At 45.5% G+C, this 18,867-nt stretch carries 14 protein-coding genes; all 14 read left to right on the top strand.

Going from position 1 to position 18,867, the window contains the following annotated elements:
• Window positions 1-2 precede the first annotated feature (2 nt).
• The 14 genes from tssB to VV1_RS17135 all read left to right on the top strand — a co-directional run bounded on the left by tssB (window position 3) and on the right by VV1_RS17135 (window position 18,867).
• A complete protein-coding gene (gene tssB, locus VV1_RS17200) occupies window positions 3-515 on the top strand; it encodes a type VI secretion system contractile sheath small subunit (protein WP_011081391.1) in 513 nt (170 codons plus the stop codon).
• An 11-nt stretch (window positions 516-526) separates the two neighbouring features.
• Window positions 527-2,020: a type VI secretion system contractile sheath large subunit gene (gene tssC / locus VV1_RS17195; RefSeq protein ID WP_011081390.1), complete on the top strand. Its 1,494-nt coding sequence runs from the start codon at window positions 527-529 to the stop codon at window positions 2,018-2,020.
• Window positions 1,951-3,558 (top strand): type VI secretion system contractile sheath large subunit, encoded by a 1,608-nt coding sequence (tssC, locus tag VV1_RS17190; RefSeq protein WP_043921133.1) that lies wholly within the window; start codon window positions 1,951-1,953, stop codon window positions 3,556-3,558. The genes tssC (VV1_RS17195) and tssC (VV1_RS17190) overlap by 70 nt, the downstream gene beginning before the upstream one ends.
• Window positions 3,559-3,568: 10 nt before the next feature.
• A complete protein-coding gene (locus tag VV1_RS17185; RefSeq protein WP_011081388.1) occupies window positions 3,569-4,372 on the top strand; it encodes a type VI secretion system accessory protein TagJ in 804 nt (267 codons plus the stop codon).
• Window positions 4,369-4,842, top strand: a complete 474-nt coding sequence (gene tssE, locus VV1_RS17180; RefSeq protein ID WP_011081387.1) for a type VI secretion system baseplate subunit TssE — start codon at window positions 4,369-4,371, stop codon at window positions 4,840-4,842. Before VV1_RS17185 ends, tssE begins: the two co-directional genes overlap by 4 nt.
• Window positions 4,839-6,665: a type VI secretion system baseplate subunit TssF gene (tssF, locus tag VV1_RS17175; protein ID WP_011081386.1), complete on the top strand. Its 1,827-nt coding sequence runs from the start codon at window positions 4,839-4,841 to the stop codon at window positions 6,663-6,665. The genes tssE and tssF overlap by 4 nt, the downstream gene beginning before the upstream one ends.
• Window positions 6,662-7,630: a type VI secretion system baseplate subunit TssG gene (gene tssG, locus VV1_RS17170; RefSeq protein WP_011081385.1), complete on the top strand. Its 969-nt coding sequence runs from the start codon at window positions 6,662-6,664 to the stop codon at window positions 7,628-7,630. Before tssF ends, tssG begins: the two co-directional genes overlap by 4 nt.
• A gap of 13 nt (window positions 7,631-7,643) precedes the next feature.
• Window positions 7,644-10,208 (top strand): type VI secretion system ATPase TssH, encoded by a 2,565-nt coding sequence (gene tssH / locus VV1_RS17165; RefSeq protein ID WP_011081384.1) that lies wholly within the window; start codon window positions 7,644-7,646, stop codon window positions 10,206-10,208.
• A gap of 215 nt (window positions 10,209-10,423) precedes the next feature.
• Window positions 10,424-10,903, top strand: coding sequence for an Hcp family type VI secretion system effector (locus VV1_RS17160; protein ID WP_011081383.1), 480 nt, complete (start codon window positions 10,424-10,426; stop codon window positions 10,901-10,903).
• A 54-nt stretch (window positions 10,904-10,957) separates the two neighbouring features.
• Window positions 10,958-12,793 carry a type VI secretion system Vgr family protein gene (locus VV1_RS17155; protein WP_011081382.1) on the top strand — a complete coding sequence of 612 codons (1,836 nt, stop codon included), beginning with the start codon at window positions 10,958-10,960 and terminating at the stop codon, window positions 12,791-12,793.
• A gap of 9 nt (window positions 12,794-12,802) precedes the next feature.
• The gene (locus tag VV1_RS17150; protein WP_011081381.1) at window positions 12,803-13,093 is read left to right on the top strand and encodes a PAAR domain-containing protein; all 291 of its coding nucleotides are present in this window, start codon (window positions 12,803-12,805) and stop codon (window positions 13,091-13,093) included.
• Complete coding sequence (locus VV1_RS17145) at window positions 13,094-14,002, top strand: hypothetical protein (protein ID WP_011081380.1); 909 nt, start codon at window positions 13,094-13,096, stop codon at window positions 14,000-14,002. It abuts the gene before it with no gap.
• Window positions 14,003-18,436 carry an RHS repeat-associated core domain-containing protein gene (locus VV1_RS17140; protein WP_011081379.1) on the top strand — a complete coding sequence of 1,478 codons (4,434 nt, stop codon included), beginning with the start codon at window positions 14,003-14,005 and terminating at the stop codon, window positions 18,434-18,436.
• Between the two features lie 2 nt (window positions 18,437-18,438).
• Entirely contained in the window at window positions 18,439-18,867 is a 429-nt protein-coding gene (locus tag VV1_RS17135; protein ID WP_043921132.1) for a hypothetical protein, read from the top strand.

Below are 18,867 nucleotides of genomic sequence, written 5' to 3'. Positions count from 1 at the left end.
ATATGACTAGTATCCACTCGAAATTATCGCGAGTACGGAAGCCACGTGTTCATATTACCTATGATGTTGAAACAGAAGGCACATCACTGAAGAAAGAACTTCCGTTTGTAGTGGGTGTGATGGGGGATTTTGCTGGCCAAAATACTGAAGCCCTCAAACCACTAAAAGACCGTCGCTTTATTCAAATTGATCGAGACAACTTTGATGATGTACTCAAGAAAATGAGTCCATCAGTGGAGTTTAAAGTGAAAAACACGATGGTGGATGACGGAACGGAATTTGCGGTCAATCTGCAGTTCCAATCGATGAAGGATTTCGAACCCGCCTCGATTGTTAGACAAGTTGATCCGCTTCGTCAATTAATGGACACACGCAACAAATTGCGTGACCTAATGACCAAAGTTGACCGTTCAGAAGAACTAGAAAACGTGCTTGAAGCGGTTTTGAACAACACCGACAACCTATCTAAATTGGCTGATGAACTCAAGTTAGGCCAAGAAGAGAAAGCGGAGTAAGGGACTGCACAATGACAACACAGCTTGAAACACAATTAGACCCCACCGTTGAAGGCCAGAGTTTTTCCTTCTTAGAACAAGCGATTGGCGCGACCAAACAAACGGAAGCGTCGAGAGCAGAAGAGTTAATCAAAACATTAACAGAAGAAGCTTTAAAAGGTACGGTAACGTGGAATAAAAACCTAACCGTGACGTTTCGTGAAGCCATTACCGCTTTGGACAAAAAGATTTCCGAACAGCTGTCTGCGGTGATGCATCACCCTGAGTTGCAAAAGTTGGAAGGAACGTGGCGTGGGTTGAATTATCTGGTGATGAATTCGGAAACGAGCTCCACGTTAAAGATTCGTATGGTGAGTATGACCAAGAAAGAGCTGCACAAAGATTTGAGTAAAGCAGTGGAGTTCGATCAAAGCCAGGTCTTTAAGAAAGTCTACGAATCAGAATTCGGTAGTGCTGGTGGTGAGCCATATGGTGCGATCATTGGTGACTATGAATTTACGAATCATCCAGAAGATATTGAAACGCTGCGTCTTATGTCGAATGTTGCGGCAGCTGGTTTTTCTCCATTCCTTTCTGCCGCCTCACCTGCGTTGTTTGGTTTTGACGAATGGACGGAATTGTCGAAGCCTAGAGATTTAGAGAAAGTATTTGAGTCGCTCGAGTACACTCAGTGGCGCGCATTCCGTGAAAGCCAAGACTCACGCTTTGTCAGCTTGACGATGCCGAAAGTCCTTGCTCGACTTCCTTATGGACAAGCGACATCGCCAGTCGAAGAGTTTGGTTTTGAAGAGTTTTCCGTAGACGAAACCACCGGAATTGCCGTGAATGCGCAGCACAACGACTACTGCTGGATGAACTCGTCGTATGTACTGGGAGCGAAGCTCACTGACGCATTTGCCAAGTATGGATTCTGCACGGCAATTCGTGGTGCTGAGGGTGGTGGTCGTGTCGACAATCTGCCAACGCACTTCTTTATGAGTGACGATGGCGATCCAGATATGAAATGCCCGACCGAAATTGGCATTACTGACCGTCGTGAATCCGAGTTAGGTAAACTGGGCTTCCTGCCTTTATGTCACTATAAGAATACCAACTACGCTGTATTCTTTGGTGCGCAAACCTGCCAAAAACCAGCCAAATACGATTCGCCAGATGCCACTGCGAATGCTGCGATTTCTGCGCGCTTGCCTTACATGATGGCGACTTCTCGTTTTGCGCATTATCTCAAGGTCATGGCGCGAGATAAGATTGGTAGCTTCATGGAAGCAGAAGACGTTGAGTCATGGCTAAATCGATGGATCCTTGGCTACGTCAACGCGTCGGAAGGCGGTGGTCAAGAGATCCGTGCGAAATACCCGTTGGCGGATGCGCGAGTGCAGGTCAGAGAAGTTCCTGGCGCACCGGGTGCTTACAACGCGGTCGCGTGGCTTAAGCCTTGGCTGCAAATGGAAGAGCTCACAACGTCTCTCCGTTTGGTAGCGAAAATCCCTCAGTCTGGCGGATAAGAGAGACTAGGGGCTGGCATAACAAGCCAGTCCCTCATATTGATATGAATTTCATCGAAATTGAGCAACTTTCCCACGATTTACCGACACCAGAGTCTGCTTTGGAGAATGGTATTTGGATGGCGCATTTTCTTGATGCCAAGACGATGACGCAGATGGTGAGCTATTGGGTTGAGATTTCTGGAGCGAAAACGAAACAAGAGTTTGTTCACAGCATCATCAGTGCCATTGAATCGATTGATAGGGAAGTGAGCGCTCAACTGGATGAGATTCTTCATCACCGACAAATGCAAAAGCTTGAAGCGACGTGGCGAGGCTTAAATTACCTTGTGCAGCAGAAAGATCACAATGCCGGAGAGCTTGTAAAGGTCAAAGTCCTATCTTGTACATGGGAAGAGCTGAAGAAAGACAGTGAGCGAGCGATAGAGTTCGATCAATCCGCGCTGTTTAAGTTGGTCTATCAAAACGAATACTCGATGCCAGGGGGAGAGCCGTTTGGTTTATTGATTGGCGACTATTATCTCTGTGGCGGTCAAAACGCCATGGTGGTTGAAAGAGAAATCAACATATTAAGGAAAATTGCGCAGTCGGCAGCAGCGGCGTTTAGCCCTTTCATTATGTCGGTCGAACCGAGTGTTTTTGGTTCAGATTACTTTGAAAACATCGCGTCGATGACGAACGTCTATGCCCAATTTGAGCAAAATGAATACGTGAGTTGGAAACGACTACGAGCCGAAGAAGATGTTCGGTTTATTGGTTTAACGCTACCCAACCTTTTGTATCGTCAGCCATATCAAAGTGACGGCTCGAGATCGGATTCGTTTGTTTATAACGAACGAGTTCGAGATTCGCACCAAGATTTGTTGTGGGGAAATGCCGCCTATTCCTTTGCCGCGGTCATTGTTAGAGCATTTCAAGAGCATGGTTGGTTTACACACATACGTGGACATAAAACAGGGGACTACTCTCAAGGCATTATCCAGCCTCCTTCTTTATGTCAGGTTGATTTACCAGGAAAGGGAGGGCGATATCGCGCACCTCTCAACTTAAAAATAACGGAAAAAAGAGAGCAAGAGTTGGCAGATTGTGGATTTATCCCTCTGTCTCCCGTCGCTGAAACGCCGTTTGTTAGCTTTACGTCGAACATCTCTTTGCACAAACCTCAGCAGTTTGCTTCCAAGGGAGCGAGTGTAAATGCACGTTTGTCTTCGATGTTGCAATACACCTTATGTGTTTCAAGAATTGCTCACTATTTAAAAGTGATGGGAAGAGATCGGATTGGCAGCTATCAAGATGCCCAATCGATAGAACGAGATTTTCAGGCGTGGCTTCATAAATATACCACTGCGTCTGATGAGGCTTCGGATGAACTGAGAGCAAAATATCCGCTTAACGAAGCCAAAATAAAAGTCACTGAAAAGCTAGGTAGCCCAGGAAAATATTATTCGGTGATCCACCTACGGCCCCATTTTCAACTGGATCAAATGGTTTCATCGATCAAGTTGATTACGGAGTTGTCTCCTGAGCATATTGTATAAGGAAATAAACATGTCAGATTGGCAAGACCACCTCAGTCGAAGCGAGCTCGAACTCGCCAAACAAGCGCTGATTAAAGAAATCAAATTGGCGCCCAAAAACGCCACTATTCGCAGCAAGTTTATTGAACTGCTATGCATCATGGGCGAGTTTGAGCGCGCGGATGAACAGTTAATGCAGTCCATTAAGTTGTTCCCTGAGTATTTGCCCGGAGCAAGCCAAATTCGTCATCTGGTTAAAGCTGCTCAAGCAAGAAAGGACTTTTTTGCAGGCGCCGCATCAGCGCAATTCATAGAGGGTACCGAAAAACTGGGTGAAACGATTGTTCAGTTCATTTTGGCGCAAAAAGAGAACAACCATGAGGAACTGATCTCGGTGTGTGAGCGTGCAGAGCAATCCCGTCAAGCACTCCAATTTGAAATTAATGGTGTGCGCTATGATGATGTGAGAGATCTCGATGATCGATTGGGGGGCTTCATTGAGCTCTTTTCTTCCGCAGGTAACTATTTCTTAGTTCCGATGGACCATCTCCATTACTTGGAACTCAAACCCGCCACCAACATGTTGGAAACACTATGGCGACCATGCGAGTTCGATATTCAAGGACTTGGCGAAGGTGAAGCTCATTTCCCAATGACGTACGTAGATTCCGAAAGTGGCAACCAAAAACTGGGCAGAGAAACGGACTGGAAAAATGTTCTAGGTACGGATCACTGCATCGGTCAAGGGCAAAAGATGTGGCTGGTTGGTGACAATGCGCTGGCTTTGAGCCAATTAGAACGAGTCGCCTTGGCTGTGGAAACCACGATTGAATGAGTGAAACAGGTCTAGTCCCATCCCTCATGGATAAATTGACGGACAGTGATCCTCTGAGCAGCATTGATAGAGACTTTCCATTAACGCGACATGCGTTGATGGATTCACTCAGACGAGATCTTGAATCATTACTGAACAGCCGTATCAACTGGATGACGTTGTCAGATGAGCTACGTGAAATACAGACGTCTATCTTGCGATATGGTTTGCCAGATTTCTCATCAATGCCATTTAGCAGCGCGGATGGGCAACAGGTTCTGTGCCAACGAGTGAAAGAAACCATTCAACAGTATGAACCTAGGCTCAACTATGTGTCGGTCGCCATTGCAGAAGACAAAAATCCGTTAGATCGAATTTTAAAACTCAGAATCAAGGCGACCTGCATGATTGATAATAACGAGCAGGAGTTGGTTATGGATTCGGAAGTTGAGCCCGTCAGTCTAGGGATAAAACTGAGTAGAGCGAAATGAGTGAAGATTTTCTGAAATACTACAATCGAGAACTCGCGTATTTGCGTCATAAAGGCCATGAATTTGGGGAACAATACCCTAAGATTGCAGCTCGATTGCGAATGAATGATGAAGTCGTTGAAGACCCTCATGTCTCAAGGCTTCTCGAAGGGTGTGCTTTTCTCTCTGCTCGTATACGACAAAGCTTGGATAACGCGTTTCCACAGCTAACCGAAGCGTTAATTGGGCAGCTATTTCCCGATTTTCATGCCCCCATTCCGTCAATGTCGATTGTGCAGTTGAAAGGAACGACCTCTTCGTCGTCGGCGTTTACGGTGGCCAAAGGAGAACGCGTCACGATCACGGCACCGGGATACCAAGAGTGTGACTTCAAAACATGCTGTGCCACACAAGTTCATCCTTTTGATGTCACTGACGCCCAGTTTGAAAATGCCCCTTTTAGCGGCACAGAATGTCGTATGGAGCTCGCTGCCAAGTCAGTGCTCAAACTCGAAATTCAATCGAACAATGCTGAGTTGAGCCTATCCACTCTGGATGATTCATGCCTGCGATTCTATCTGAGTGGTCAACGACAAGCGGCTCTGCAGCTTTATCAACAAATTTTTCAATCCTGCATTGGCCTAAGCTTGGTACAAGGAGGTCGATGCAAAAAAGAGCTCACGCCACGTCACATACGTTCATTGGGCTTCGACGACCAAATACAGGCGGTTCCATACAGTAAGCGTAGCTTTTCTGGCACGCGTCTATTGATCGAGTACTTGCACTTCCCCGAAAAATTTCTCTTTTTTGAGCTGACAGACTTAGATCTCTCAGTCCTCGCTAGCGAACAAGGGAAAGTGGAAATCTGGCTCTATTTTGCAGAGGGCAACGACTGGTTGGAGAAACAAGTCTCTGTCGAAAATATCGCCTTAGGAGCGGTTCCGGTTGTCAATCTTTATCAAGCGAAAATGAAGCCAATGAGGGTGCAAGCCTCTGAATATGAATATCAACTGCATCCAGAGCACTGCGATCCAGAGTCGAGTGAAGTGGTCAGTATTGATGACGTCACTTTAAGAAACTGGAATAAGGTCTTCGAAAACTTGCCCCCTTACTATGCGGGGACGCATACCCACTATCAAACGCAATATGATCTGTTCTGGTTAATGCGTAGAGAAGATAGAAACTGGGCTGGTGGTTTTGATGAACCCGGGCGGGAAGTGTTCGTATCACTGGTTGATCGTAAGCACCAATTGTTTGCCCCCGATGCGAAAGAAAGTTGGTTGATGTCGATCGACACGTGGTGTTGCAATCGTAATCTCCCCGCCAAAATTCCGTTTGGTGGAGGGCTTCCTTTGGTCACATTGCCCGAGAGTCAGGACAATTTTAGTCGCGTTCGTTGCTTGACCACGCCAACCGAAACCATTCGCGCCGAAATGGATGAGACGACTCGATGGCAGTTTGCAAAACTGATTACATTGGATCATTTCTGCAATCAACAAGGAGCGGAAACGCTTAAGCAAATCTTAAACTTGCTGGCTTTTAGAGGTTCGCCAGAAACCAAAGCATTGATCGATTCAATTAAAGGTATGTCGACAAAGATGACGACTGGGCGTGTGGTGCAAAATGGTCGGGTCGGTTTTTGCCACGGCAGCGAAATCACCTTAACGATTTCCGATCAGATTTTGTCTCGAGAACAGATCTTTTTGTTAGGAAACGTGCTATCGAGTTACTTCTCACAATTCGCTGAAGTCAACACGTTCACACGGCTACTGATTAAGCTCTCCTCCACTGGGGCGTTATTCCATACATGGCCATCGATGGCGGGAGAGAGAGAGCTGTTATGAAAAGTGAAGATTTTCTCGCTGAGATTGAATCGCTACCTCTCTTTACCGCGATACATTTGATCGAGACTCATCTACTGCAGGCAGATAGTCATCTGGGTTCTGATGCGTTACCAAAGAATGAAAAAATCCAGCTCACAGTCTCGCAACGTTTAGGTTATGAGGCGCGAGAGCTGATAAATGTCGTGCCAAATTGCCAGAGCAATAAATTAACCTTACAAACCAACATCATCGGTTTAACCGGTGAGCAGGGGGTACTGCCGAGTCATTACAGCGAGCTGGTTATGCAAAGGGCGCGTGAAAATGACACGGCTATGAAGGATTTCTTCGACATTTTTAACCACAGACTGCTCTCTCTCTACTACCGGTGTTGGCAGTCATACCAATTGCCCGCACAACTGCGAACGCAAGATAAGAAATCAGCGGCGTCGCCCATTCAGACCGTCCTCTCCTCTCTGACTGGCAACCTTGACGATGAAGCGATTTTCTTTGGCGGTATGTTTACGTCAAAGCGTCGAAGCCGTGCATACATCAAAAGCATCATTGAGTTTTATACCGGATGTGATGTGTGTTTGCATGAGTTCAAAGGTCGCTGGTTTGACATTAGTGAAGCAGAGCAAACTCGCCTTTGCAGCCGTGATAGGCCGGAAGGGCAGCACGCACAACTGGGATTGGGGGCCATGCTTGGTAAGCAAAGCTGGAACATGAGTTCTGGATTTGATGTCGAGTTGATTGCAAAGGACCCTGATTCATTGGCGGCGTTGCTCCACACCGAACGATTGAGTGAGACCAAGCATTTGATGTGCCGCATGTTGGGGACGAGTAAGCGTATTCGTTGGACTTTAACCGCTCGTAGAGCACAACTTCCTAGCGCTAACTTAGCAAAAGGAAGAGGTCGATTAGGCAAAGGCAGTATCTTAATGCCGAGCCTATCGAACGCAAATAAACAAATAACGATAACAATTTAAAAAGGATTTAAGAATGGCATCTCTTTCACTATCCGCGTTAGTTGACAAGTTAACCCCTGAAGCGAAAAGAGCATTAGAGCAAGCCGCTGCTTTGGCGAGCTCAAGAACTCACCACAGCATTGAAATGACACATTGGCTGCTTACGCTAGTGCAAAGTGCTGGGCCTGAAGAAATCGAACTGTATCGCTCGTTTAAGGTTGATCTGAACCAATTGCAGACGGATCTCACTTTGCAATTAGAGAAGTACAAAACGGGCTGTCAAACTGTACCGGGGTTGTCATCCCATACGGTCACCATACTACAGAATGCATGGATGACAGCGACGATTGCGTTTGAAGCAGAAAAAATTGCTGCTGTTCATTTGCTTCATGCCTTCCTCTCTGACGACACGTTGTTTGCTCTATCTTCGACTGTGAGCAAAGAGCTAAGCAAAATTCAGCCTAGTGCGCTAATCGAATACGCACAGACTCATGTTGAAATGGCTAATCAAATTCCCAACCACAGAGCTTCTACACAAGCGTTGGATCAATTTACGATAGATCTGACAGAGCAAGCGGAGTTGGGGCAAATTGATCCGGTGATTGGCAGAGATGATGAAATTCGTCTGATGACGGATATTCTTCTGCGACGCCGTCAAAATAACCCTATCCTGACGGGTGAGGCGGGGGTAGGTAAAACCGCCGTTGTCGAAGGACTTGCGCTAAAAATCGCTGAAGGGGATGTGCCTCCCGCGCTTAAAGCAGTGAGAATTAAATCGCTTGATTTGGCGCTACTCCAGGCCGGTGCTGGTATGAAGGGCGAGTTTGAAAATCGATTGAAGAACGTGGTCAAAGAAGTCAAAGAGTCAGCGGTGCCTATCGTACTGTTTATCGATGAAGCGCATGGATTGATTGGTGGAGGGGCGCAGGCTGGTCAAGGTGATGCTGCGAACATACTTAAGCCCGCCTTAGCCAGGGGGGAGCTACGCACGATCGCCGCAACCACATGGGCTGAATACAAAAAATATGTAGAGAAAGACGCAGCTCTGACCCGTCGTTTTCAAGTGGTTAAAATAGAGGAACCTTCACCTGAATTGGCGATAGAGATGCTGCGTGGCCTCGTTCCTGTCATGGAAAAACATCATGGCGTCCACATTACTACCGAGGCACTCAAGGCTGCCGTCTTTCTTTCTTCTCGCTACATTAGCGGCCGTCAGTTGCCAGACAAGGCGGTATCGGTTTTAGATACCGCGTGCTCTCGTGTTGCTTTGAGTCAAAACTCGATACCAGGGCTGCTTGATCAGAAATACAAAAAACGCCAAATGATAGAAGCTCAACAGCTTCAGCTCACCAATGAACTTGCATTTGGTCATTCTCATCAAACAGCTCTTGACGAACTTGAGAGCAAGTTGTCGCTCCTTCAAAATGAAATTCACCAACTAGAGACAACGTGGCGAGATGAAGAAGGCGCAGTCAAGCAGGCCAAAGCGCTCCGTGATTCCATTTTGGCAGAACCATCTGCAGAGAAAGCCAATCAGCTGCAATCCATTGAACAGCAGTTATCGTCTAACCCGATGCCTTTGGTGTTTTCGCATGTTAACGAAGCCCTAATTGCTGAAATTATTGCAGGCTGGACAGGCATACCATTAGGCAAACTAAAAAGCGATGAAATAAAAGCGATTCTAGACTTACAGCAACATCTGCAAGAGCGAGTGGTCGGCCAAGATCACGCGTTGAGTAAAATGGCGGAAGTGATCAAAACCGCGAGAGCACAACTCAATGAAGAATCAAAACCTAACGGTATCTTTTTCTTGGTAGGCCCAAGTGGTGTCGGTAAAACGGAATCTGCGTTGGCCATTGCTGAGCAAGTGTATGGTAGTGAAGAAAACATCACCGTCATTAACATGTCTGAATTTAAAGAAGAGCATAAAGTCTCGTTACTGCTGGGCTCTCCTCCGGGCTACGTTGGGTATGGCGAAGGTGGTGTGCTAACGGAAGCCGTAAGAAGAAAACCTTACAGCGTCATATTGCTTGATGAAATGGAGAAAGCCCATCCGGGTGTACAGGATATTTTCTATCAAGTGTTTGATAAGGGCATGATTAAAGACGGTGAAGGGCGAGACATCGATTTCAAAAACACCATCATTATCATGACTTCCAACTCTGGGACGGAAACAACAATGGAGTTATTCCAAGATCCAGAGCTTGCTCCGGATCCGGAGGCACTCAAAGAAGCGCTACGAGATGATTTATTACAGGATTTCAAGCCCGCTTTTTTAGGTCGAGTGAATGTCATTCCTTATATCCCTTTGCACCGTGATGTATTGGAGAAAATCACCGCGCTGAAACTCTCCAAAATTCAGAAGAGGATAAAAACAAACTATAAAGCAGAAGCGGTGATCAACGATCGCTTAATTAATAGTATTGTTGACAGCTGCAATGAAACGGGCAGTGGCGCGCGTGCTCTTCAAAATGTGATTGAAAATAAGGTGCTGCCTAAAATATCTGAATCCGTATTAAATGCCATTCTTAATGATATAAGAATAAATAAAATTGAGATAGAAGGTGAAGTTGATGACTTGTCTATCTCAATCGTCTAATACTTTTTTATGATTTTTAGTTAATTGAGAATTGCATCTAACATGTTTAACAGATGTTCGTTATTCACTACAAAATAGCGAGCATCTCAGTTATAAAAGTGTGTATTTAATTTTACCTATTTAATACATTTATTATTAATTCTAAAGTTCTTATTCTAGTAAGAAAATCTGACTCTTTTTTGAGTTTTATTAATCAAATGCTATAGGAGACTAGCATGCAGTCAAATACCTACCTGAAATATGCTGATATTAAAGGTGAAGCTACCGCAGAACAGTACAAGGATATGATTACTCTTCTTTCAGTTGATTGGAGTGTAGGTCGTGAAATTTCTTCTTATACTGGTACCGCAATGGATCGTGAAGCAAGCTCTACTCGTCTTTACGATATGACCATTACCAAACTTCAAGACAAAGCATCCCCAGATCTGTTCAAAGAAGCCACGATTGGTAAGGGTAAACCCGCTGTATTCCATATCACTAAGCAGGGTGAAAAAATCGAAGAAATCATGAAAATTCAACTAACGGATGCCATGATTTCTAACTATGCAGTGTCAATTCAAGACGACCGTCCAATTGAAACAATCACCATCTCTTACACAGAGATGATGATGACTGTGACGCCTACTGATGACAAAAACAACACATCTGCTCCGTTGGTATACGGTTACAGCGGTGTTAAAGGTCAACAAATGTAAATCATTTGGAGGGTTCGAAAGTGCCCTCCTTATTTGTTTATAAAGAAGTTTGTAATGAAAAAAGCGACTCAAGATAATAAATTTATAAATATTTCCACGCCTTATGGGAAAGATGCGATTATTCTCAATTCCTTTGAATATAGAGAAGAAATGTCAGAGCTATTTTCATTGCGAGTTTATGCTTATTTTAATGGTCGAAAAGGCGAACTGAATCAAATCGTGGGTCAGCCAGTTATTATCAAAATGGATAATAATAGCCAAGTCATGTTGGAACCGAGATACTTCCATGGGTTTGTTGCAAAGGCAACACTAGCAGGAAGCCGAGTGACCAAATTTGAAGATGGTGAAAACTACAAAAACATTGAGCTTGTTGTTGTGCCAAAATTGAATTTTGCGGACTACAAAATCAACAGCCGAATCTTTCAAAATAAAGATATAAAAGAAATCATTTCATTAATTCTTGGTGAGCATGGCGTCGACTTTTCTTTTTCTCTGACCAAAAGCTATGCCAAGTATAACTACAAAGTTCAGTACGAAGAATCGGATCTACAGTTTGTTAAAAGACTCTTATCTGAGGAAGGGCTGTCGTTCTGTTTCAGCCATACTAAATCTTCACATGTGATCGAGATATTTGATGATGCCAGCTATTACAAGCCAGGTGCTGAATTTTTAATTGATTTCAATTCAGGTACCGCAGAGTTGGGTCATATCTCTTCGTGGCATGAAGCTCAATCGATGGTGATCACGCGCAGTCACAAAAGTGGCTATGATATGAAAAAGCCAGCTTCACATCCTAACAATACGGCAAAAGGGAGCGAATCCTTATTTACCGTTCCGAGCAGCGAGCATTATGAATATCTGGGTGAAGCGGAGTCGGGTGATCAGTACAAAACGAGAAATACCCACACGATCGAATCATTACAGCAAAACGCATACGTTTGTTCTGGAGAGTCGAGTTGCCGCTCCTTTGCGGTCGGCAGAAGTTTCAAATTTGGTAAGCATGAAGACCCTAGCCGAATCGGCAAAGAGTTCGTGCTCTCATCGATTGTTATCAACGCAGCTGTTTTCAACCAAGTAGGTCATGGTGGCCCTTCAAATCAAGGTGTTAGGAGTTATTTTACCTGCATTGAGTCAGGGAAAGTGCATCGTCCGGCGGTTAACTTTGTGAGGCCAGTTATTCGCGGAATCCAAACTGCGGTTGTGACAGGTAATAAGCAAGGTGAAATCTACGTCGACAAATATGGGCGGATAAAAGTTCAATTTCACTGGGATCGTGAAGGTAAGTTTGATACGACGAGTTCGTGCTGGATACGTGTCGCACAACAAATTGCAGGGAATGGCTGGGGAAGCTCATTTCTGCCAAGAGTAGGGCAAGAGGTCATCGTTGAATTTATCAATGGGGATCCGGATCAGCCAGTGGTGACAGGGTCTCTTTACAATGGGACGCAAGCGCCACCTTTTTCGTTGCCAGAGAAGAAAACCCAAAGTGGTTACCGTAGCCAGTCTGTAGAAAAAGGGGCGAGTAACTTCAACGAGTTACGCTTTGAAGATAAACCGGGTGAGGAACATGTCTATCTTCATGCGGAAAAGAACTTCCAAATGGTCGTCGAAGATTCCGCTGATGTCCTAGTTGAAAACAATAAGACCCAGAAAATTACCAACAACCTAACGGAGGAGGTTGGACAAAACGTCTCTGGGAAGATTGGGAAAAACTATTCACTCGATATTGGCGAAGTCCTTTCTCTGACCGCAGGCAAAAGCATTGAAATTAAAGTGGGCGGCGCTTCGATTCAGATGTCGAGTTCGGGGGAGATCAATATTAAAGGCAACAAAATAGCCATTAATGGTGCCTCGATTGCCTTAAAAGCTGGCCAGATTTCACTGAACTAGGAAGAACACATGGGTAAACCTGCATCTGTCATTGGTTGTTTTCACGTCTGTCCGAAAAAGACCGGGAAGATTCCCCATGTTGGAGGCCCTGTCGTCACGGGCTCGCCGAATGTGAAAATAGGAGGTATACCTGCCGCGAGAGAAGGAGACAAGCTGATATGTGTTGGCCCTCCCGACAGTATTTCAAGCGGTTCATCGTCAGTAAAAATTAACGGCAAGCCAGCCGCTCGGATGGGTGATAGCACTTCTCACGGTGGCAAAATATTGGTTGGCGTACCTACCGTGTTGATTGGAGATTAGATGGCGCTCGAACTTAATCCACACGCTGTTTATGTTGGCTCTCACAATCTGGCGACTCAAGATAATTTAGGAACGATTGAGCCACCTCAATGGTGCGATGATCTGTTTTATTCTGGAAATAGCTATAAAACATTCGCACATCAATCAGCGTCTCTATTGGTTCGTTTGGAGGAGCTGATTGCGCATTATTCAGTAGACATTTCTAGGATCCCGAAACAAGCGACGATTTTCTTCTTGCTGCCTGAACTAGCGACACAAGATGAGGTACTGAAGCTGGTGAAGAAACTCAACGAGGTACTGGGTGACACGCCTAGCGGTCAGCGTTCTATATTTTGTTACCCCTATGGGAATGCCTCTTTTTTGGTTGCCTTCGAGCGTGTCATGCATTGTCTTGAGCGCCATGAGTGCTGGGTGCTGTCTGTGGATACTTCGTCTCTATTTTGTGTAGGCAGTGAATATCAACTTTTTGAAGACATAAAAACTGACTCATTACTCTTGGTGCATATTGCACGCTCTACATACGGTCTAGAACCATCGAAAGTTCAGTTTGACCGTTATTCCAGCCACTATGAAAGTGGCATTCCCAGAGTGATGGCGTCGTTGTCTCAAATGTGTCAAAGAGAATTAACGGAACTCATGTTACCTCTAGACGGTGCTGATATGCCTATTTGGCATTCCCAACTACACCGTTTTTCGCCTTGGGTAACAGAAAACACAGGCTATTTTTTCTCCAGCACATTGGTGGGGCAACTCGGTGCTGGAACCGGGTTATATAAGGCGCTTCATGCCTATCAAAAACAGTTGCAAGATCCACAGAAACCCTTTCATGTCTTACAGATTGATGCTGAAGAGCAGGGGTTAGCTGTGGGTATTTTGTATCGTTGGAGCAGTCGTTCGGAAGATAAGTAAATGAATGGACAACGGATAGTCAAAATCTCTGCCTACGATGGATCGTTACACTATTTCTCAGACCAGCCAATCGCTGAAGGGAAGACACTGCACTTCTCGACAGAGTTGGTTGCTCAACAGTTTGTCGAAAAATTTAAGCTTGCTTCGTTAGAAGACATCGCCGAGGTAAGCGGTTGGTTGGGAGATAATATACCCCAAAGTCCCTTTCGCGATGAAAAAGTCTTCGAAGATTACGTTGCGTCACTGAGTGCGGCACTGGCAGCAAGAAGGCTGCATGTCGTTCAGTTTGAAAGCGTGACGCCAGCATCATTAAAACCAACGATTTTAACACCACCACCTCAAGACCAAGAGTCAAAACCCGCGTCAGATGGGAAAACAGAGAGCCAAACCAGTGATGATAAAACTTGCGACGAAGCGCAAGCCGAAAGCAGTAAACATCATGAAAAAGCCGGCGATCCGGTTTCTATGGTGACGGGTGAAGAAATCCTAACACTGTGTGACTTAACACTTCACCATCGATTGAGTTTTTCTCGCACCTATCGTTCCTCGTTTTGTCTTTTAGACACTGGCTTAGGGCATGGTTGGCGACATTGCTTCGACTATCAAATCCACGAAGTACACTCTGAAAAAGGAGAGCTTACGGGTTGGCATTTTTGCGATGAGATGGGCGACGTCATTGCGTTTCCTGTCGTGAACCAAGGTGCGGTGAGTTACCAAACTTACGTAGGAGCAAGTTGCTTCCATCACGAAAATGGTTATTTGCTGGTCACGTTAGCGAATGGTACCCAGTACAAGTTTGAACGGAAGAATGAAACTTGGTTAATTAAACAAATCAGAACGACAGCCATTGATTTAATTGATCTGGATTATTCCTCAAAACAGCGTTTGGTAGGCATTCGCTACAACAAACAGCACTGTGCAGAGCTTCAATATGATCGAAGAGGCCATCTGGTTGAAGTCCGGCTCCCCGATTCCGGGAAGGTGTTGGCGAGCTATCAATATGACGCGCAAGACAATTTAACGGCGGCAACCAATCAGCATGGTCAAACAGAAAGCTACTTCTACTCAGAGAGTCATTTGCTCAAAAGAAGGCAGCGTCAGTCGGGATTTAGTCACTATTTTGAGTGGTCAGCAGAAGGGCCGGAAGCCAAATGTCTTCGTAATTATGGCGATGACGGCACTTACGATTATCAATTTCACTACCAAGATGAAACGTCAAGTTATCGCGATACCTTGGGCCATCAATGGTCATTTGAACACAATGCCCATGGCAAACTAAGCTCAAAACGCAGCCCAGAAGGGCGTGAGTGGCGCTGGGAATACGATGACAACGGACGACTCGTGCGCGCGATACAACCCAGCGGTGAGACGGTGTGCTACCAATACAATGCGTATGGTCAGAAAACAAAAGAGCGTCATTCCAGTGGAGCCACAACAGGTTATCAATACAACGCACTAGGTCAGCAAACGGCCATTCGTTATCCAAACGGCGCATTAGAGCAACGCCAGTACAATATATTAGGTTTACTGACGGCTTTGAGCGATTCAAGCGGTAAACGGACGGATTGTCGTTATGACAAGTTTGGCCGTCTGATCGAACGTAAAGCATCGGATGGTGAAAGCCATCAATGGTGGTGGAATGATGCCCATCAGATGATCGCTCATCAAGCCAATCAAACATTGCTACGTTACAGTTACAACCAAGAACATCGGCTCGATGGCATTGCATTTCCCAACGGAATGGTGACCGCATTTGAGCATGATACCTATGGCCATCTGACCAAAACCTTTACCTACAGTAAAGAGGATGACTTACAGCATGAAGTGCGTTACCGGTATGACGAATGCGGCCGAGTAACACACCTTATTACCCCAGCAGGAACGAGCACGATTGAGTGGGGCTTGCTGGCACAGCCGAATGCAATCATCCGCCCCGATGGTGGAGAGCTTGCTTTTCGTTATGATGGAGAAAGGAACCTCGTTGGAATTTCTCGCAGCGATGCATGTGATTTTCTGTTTACGCTGTCGCCAGACCACTATGTCACTGAAACGCAGAATTTTGATGGTGTCACTACTCAGTATCACTATGATTTAGCCGGAAGACTCTCCCGTTTAGAAAGTTGTGAACGTCAAGTTGTCTTTTCCTATGATGCTGAAGGCAATCTTTGTCTGGTCAAGGCGGGGGCGACGCATGGCGTGTCAGAAAACCGATACCAGTTTAGTCACGGGTCGCAACTGCGTTTGGCAACCAACCGAGCGTGCACTATTCAGTACCAATACTCTTCTGGTGGTCAGCTATCTCAACAAATTCAGGGGCAGCACAGGATTGGTTATCACCATAACGCATCAGGGCAACTTAGCCAGTTGCTTCTAGCAGATGGCAGCCAAGTGAACTATGCGTATACCACGTACGGCCAATTAGCGGCTATTTCAATGGGTGAGAAGCCGCCTTGTGTGCATTTTGACTATGATTCCATGGGACGAATCTGCTCGGTTTACTATGGACAAGAGCAAGAACAGAAACGGTTTGATGGTATTGGCCGACTGTCTCAACAACAGTGGAACAACCGAAGCAGGAAATACCATTATGATACCGCTCACCAGCTCGCCATTATTATCGACAGTGTACAGGGTGCATCACATTACCAATACGACAGCCTAGGTCAGCTCACTCGCGCCAAAACCGCGCATCAGGAAGAAACCTACCGATTCGACAGTTTTGGCAATCCAAGTGAAGCGGATTGTCTACTAATGGGTGACAGATTGGTGGAACACAGCGGTTGGCGCTTCCAGTATGACGCTCATGGCAATCAGATTTGTGCAGAGGGCGAGGGGAGCGCGCAGTATCGATGCTTCAACGCACTCAATCAGCTCGTACAAGTCGACAGTGATGGGGAACTTTCTCATTTTGAATACGATGCGCTGGGGCGTCGTAGTCGAAAAGTGACAGAAACTGGCACTACCGAGTTTATCTGGCAGGGGAGCCAGTTAATTGGTGAATATCACAACGGAAAGTACCGTTGGTATTTTTATTTGCCCAATAGTCACACGCCAATCATGCTAGTGGAAGATGAGCAATGCTACTTCTACCAATGTGACCAAATTGGCACACCTTTGGCTCTGGTGGATGAACAAGGCTCGGTTGTTTGGCAAGCCCGTTACGACACATACGGACGTGCGCACATTGAGGTGGAGAGCGTTGGCAACCCGCTCCGTTTTCAAGGGCAATATCACGATGTGGAAACAGGGCTACACTACAACCTTGCCCGTTACTACGACCCAAGAACCGAGCGCTTTATTCAGCCAGACCCGATTGGGCTGTTAGGCGGCATAAACCATTATCAATATGCCCCCAATCCGGTGATGTGGGTAGATCCGCATGGCTTATGTGCCAAAGAGGGCTCTCCTGCAATACAAGCTGGCGTGAACGATACCCAGCCGCAACAGCCGATGTTTTACGCGATGGGCTCAGGCAATTACGCCAGTGTGGTGAAAACAGCCAGCCCGACTTATCAGTTACATGCCATAGCGCCAGACGCTGTTCAGCAAGTCGGCATTGATTATGCGTTGGGTGCGACAGAAATGCTGGCGGCAGGTGCTTACAACACAGCCGTTGACGCGGTGGCTGGCTTAGCTGGGTTAGCGCAACTCACATTTGGTGATTTAGAGCAATCTTCTGCGCTCATTCAATCGATTCAAGAGAAATATAGCTATGTTCCGCAGTCTCGGGGCGCACATCAAATTATTAACAACGTATCTGGATATGTTGAAGCCTATGCAGATACAATGGAAGGGCTTGGCAGTGCAACACTAGAACATACAGGTTCCCCCTTGGCGGCAACACTCGTGCAGTTAGCCCCAGAAATAGTGATGACCGCATGGGGCGGTAGAGTTGCTATGAAGTCTGTGGGGAAAGGGGTAGTTCCAGACAAACGTTGGACAGATAAATCGGTATTTAATACATTCCCTGAGCAAACAACATTAAGAACTTCTGGTATTACAGAGCAGTCTGCGTTTTTATCAAAACATGTACCTGATTTAACAACTGAACAAGCTACTCTGATTTTAGAACAGGGGCTAAAAAGAGATTCAACGGTGGTATTTGGTGGAAGTCGAATAAGAGGAGATTTCGGTAAAGGTAGCGATATTGATGTTGGTTTTGGTAGTTTATCAGAGAAACAAGCTCAAAGAATTATCAAAAACATCAATAAAACGACAGCCGACAACCCCCATTTCTTAAAAATGGAAGAGTTGACGATTGTTCCCGGTAAAAGTACGCAAACAATCGAAACAATGACAACGCCAGAACAGTTTTTCCAAAGAGCCGGAATTAGAGCAGGGGGAGACTTGAAAGCCGGTCAGCCGTATACTCCTTCGGGGTCAATAACAATAGCTCCCGATGGAAAAATTATTATCTTACCTCCAGGAGGTTAAAAATGATTTCGCTTAAAGTAAATAAAAATAACATAGATTCTAATGCGATGACTTTTTGCCAGTTAAGCTTTGGAAAAGGGCAAGGCTTACAGACTTTATCCTACGAAATAAAAATAGTTAAAAGCGAATTATTAGAAAAATTGACCCCTTTGTACGATGACGGTGTTGAAGATCTTAAAGAAGATGACCAAATCACTGGTGAATTCGATCCTCCGTATCCTGGAGCAACAAATTATCCATCATTACTGGAGTTCATCGATATCGAGGGCTCATATCTCTATGACTATCTTTATGCTTACCATAAGTTCGATATTCTTGGTATTGTTTTTGATGAAGATAATGACGTAGCTAGTTATGTCGTCGACTCTTTAGAATCAATTGAGCAAATAGATGAGGAGATCATCATTAAAGGAACTGCTATAAAAAGGTAG

This window comes from Vibrio vulnificus CMCP6 (assembly GCF_000039765.1).
Lineage (GTDB): Bacteria > Pseudomonadota > Gammaproteobacteria > Enterobacterales > Vibrionaceae > Vibrio > Vibrio vulnificus_B.
Note: the sequence above shows the minus strand (reverse complement) of the source record. Positions and strands in the feature narration are given on the sequence as shown.

Bases quoted from the DNA above. Each gene is read 5' to 3' on its own strand.
- tssB (WP_011081391.1), top strand. From the start codon at position 3: ATGACTAGTATCCACTCGAAATTATCGCGAGTACGGAAGCCACGTGTT.
- tssC (WP_011081390.1), top strand. From the start codon at position 527: ATGACAACACAGCTTGAAACACAATTAGACCCCACCGTTGAAGGCCAG.
- VV1_RS17185 (WP_011081388.1), top strand. From the start codon at position 3,569: ATGTCAGATTGGCAAGACCACCTCAGTCGAAGCGAGCTCGAACTCGCC.
- tssE (WP_011081387.1), top strand. From the start codon at position 4,369: ATGAGTGAAACAGGTCTAGTCCCATCCCTCATGGATAAATTGACGGAC.
- tssF (WP_011081386.1), top strand. From the start codon at position 4,839: ATGAGTGAAGATTTTCTGAAATACTACAATCGAGAACTCGCGTATTTG.
- tssG (WP_011081385.1), top strand. From the start codon at position 6,662: ATGAAAAGTGAAGATTTTCTCGCTGAGATTGAATCGCTACCTCTCTTT.
- tssH (WP_011081384.1), top strand. From the start codon at position 7,644: ATGGCATCTCTTTCACTATCCGCGTTAGTTGACAAGTTAACCCCTGAA.
- VV1_RS17160 (WP_011081383.1), top strand. From the start codon at position 10,424: ATGCAGTCAAATACCTACCTGAAATATGCTGATATTAAAGGTGAAGCT.
- VV1_RS17155 (WP_011081382.1), top strand. From the start codon at position 10,958: ATGAAAAAAGCGACTCAAGATAATAAATTTATAAATATTTCCACGCCT.
- VV1_RS17150 (WP_011081381.1), top strand. From the start codon at position 12,803: ATGGGTAAACCTGCATCTGTCATTGGTTGTTTTCACGTCTGTCCGAAA.
- VV1_RS17145 (WP_011081380.1), top strand. From the start codon at position 13,094: ATGGCGCTCGAACTTAATCCACACGCTGTTTATGTTGGCTCTCACAAT.
- VV1_RS17140 (WP_011081379.1), top strand. From the start codon at position 14,003: ATGAATGGACAACGGATAGTCAAAATCTCTGCCTACGATGGATCGTTA.
- VV1_RS17135 (WP_043921132.1), top strand. From the start codon at position 18,439: ATGATTTCGCTTAAAGTAAATAAAAATAACATAGATTCTAATGCGATG.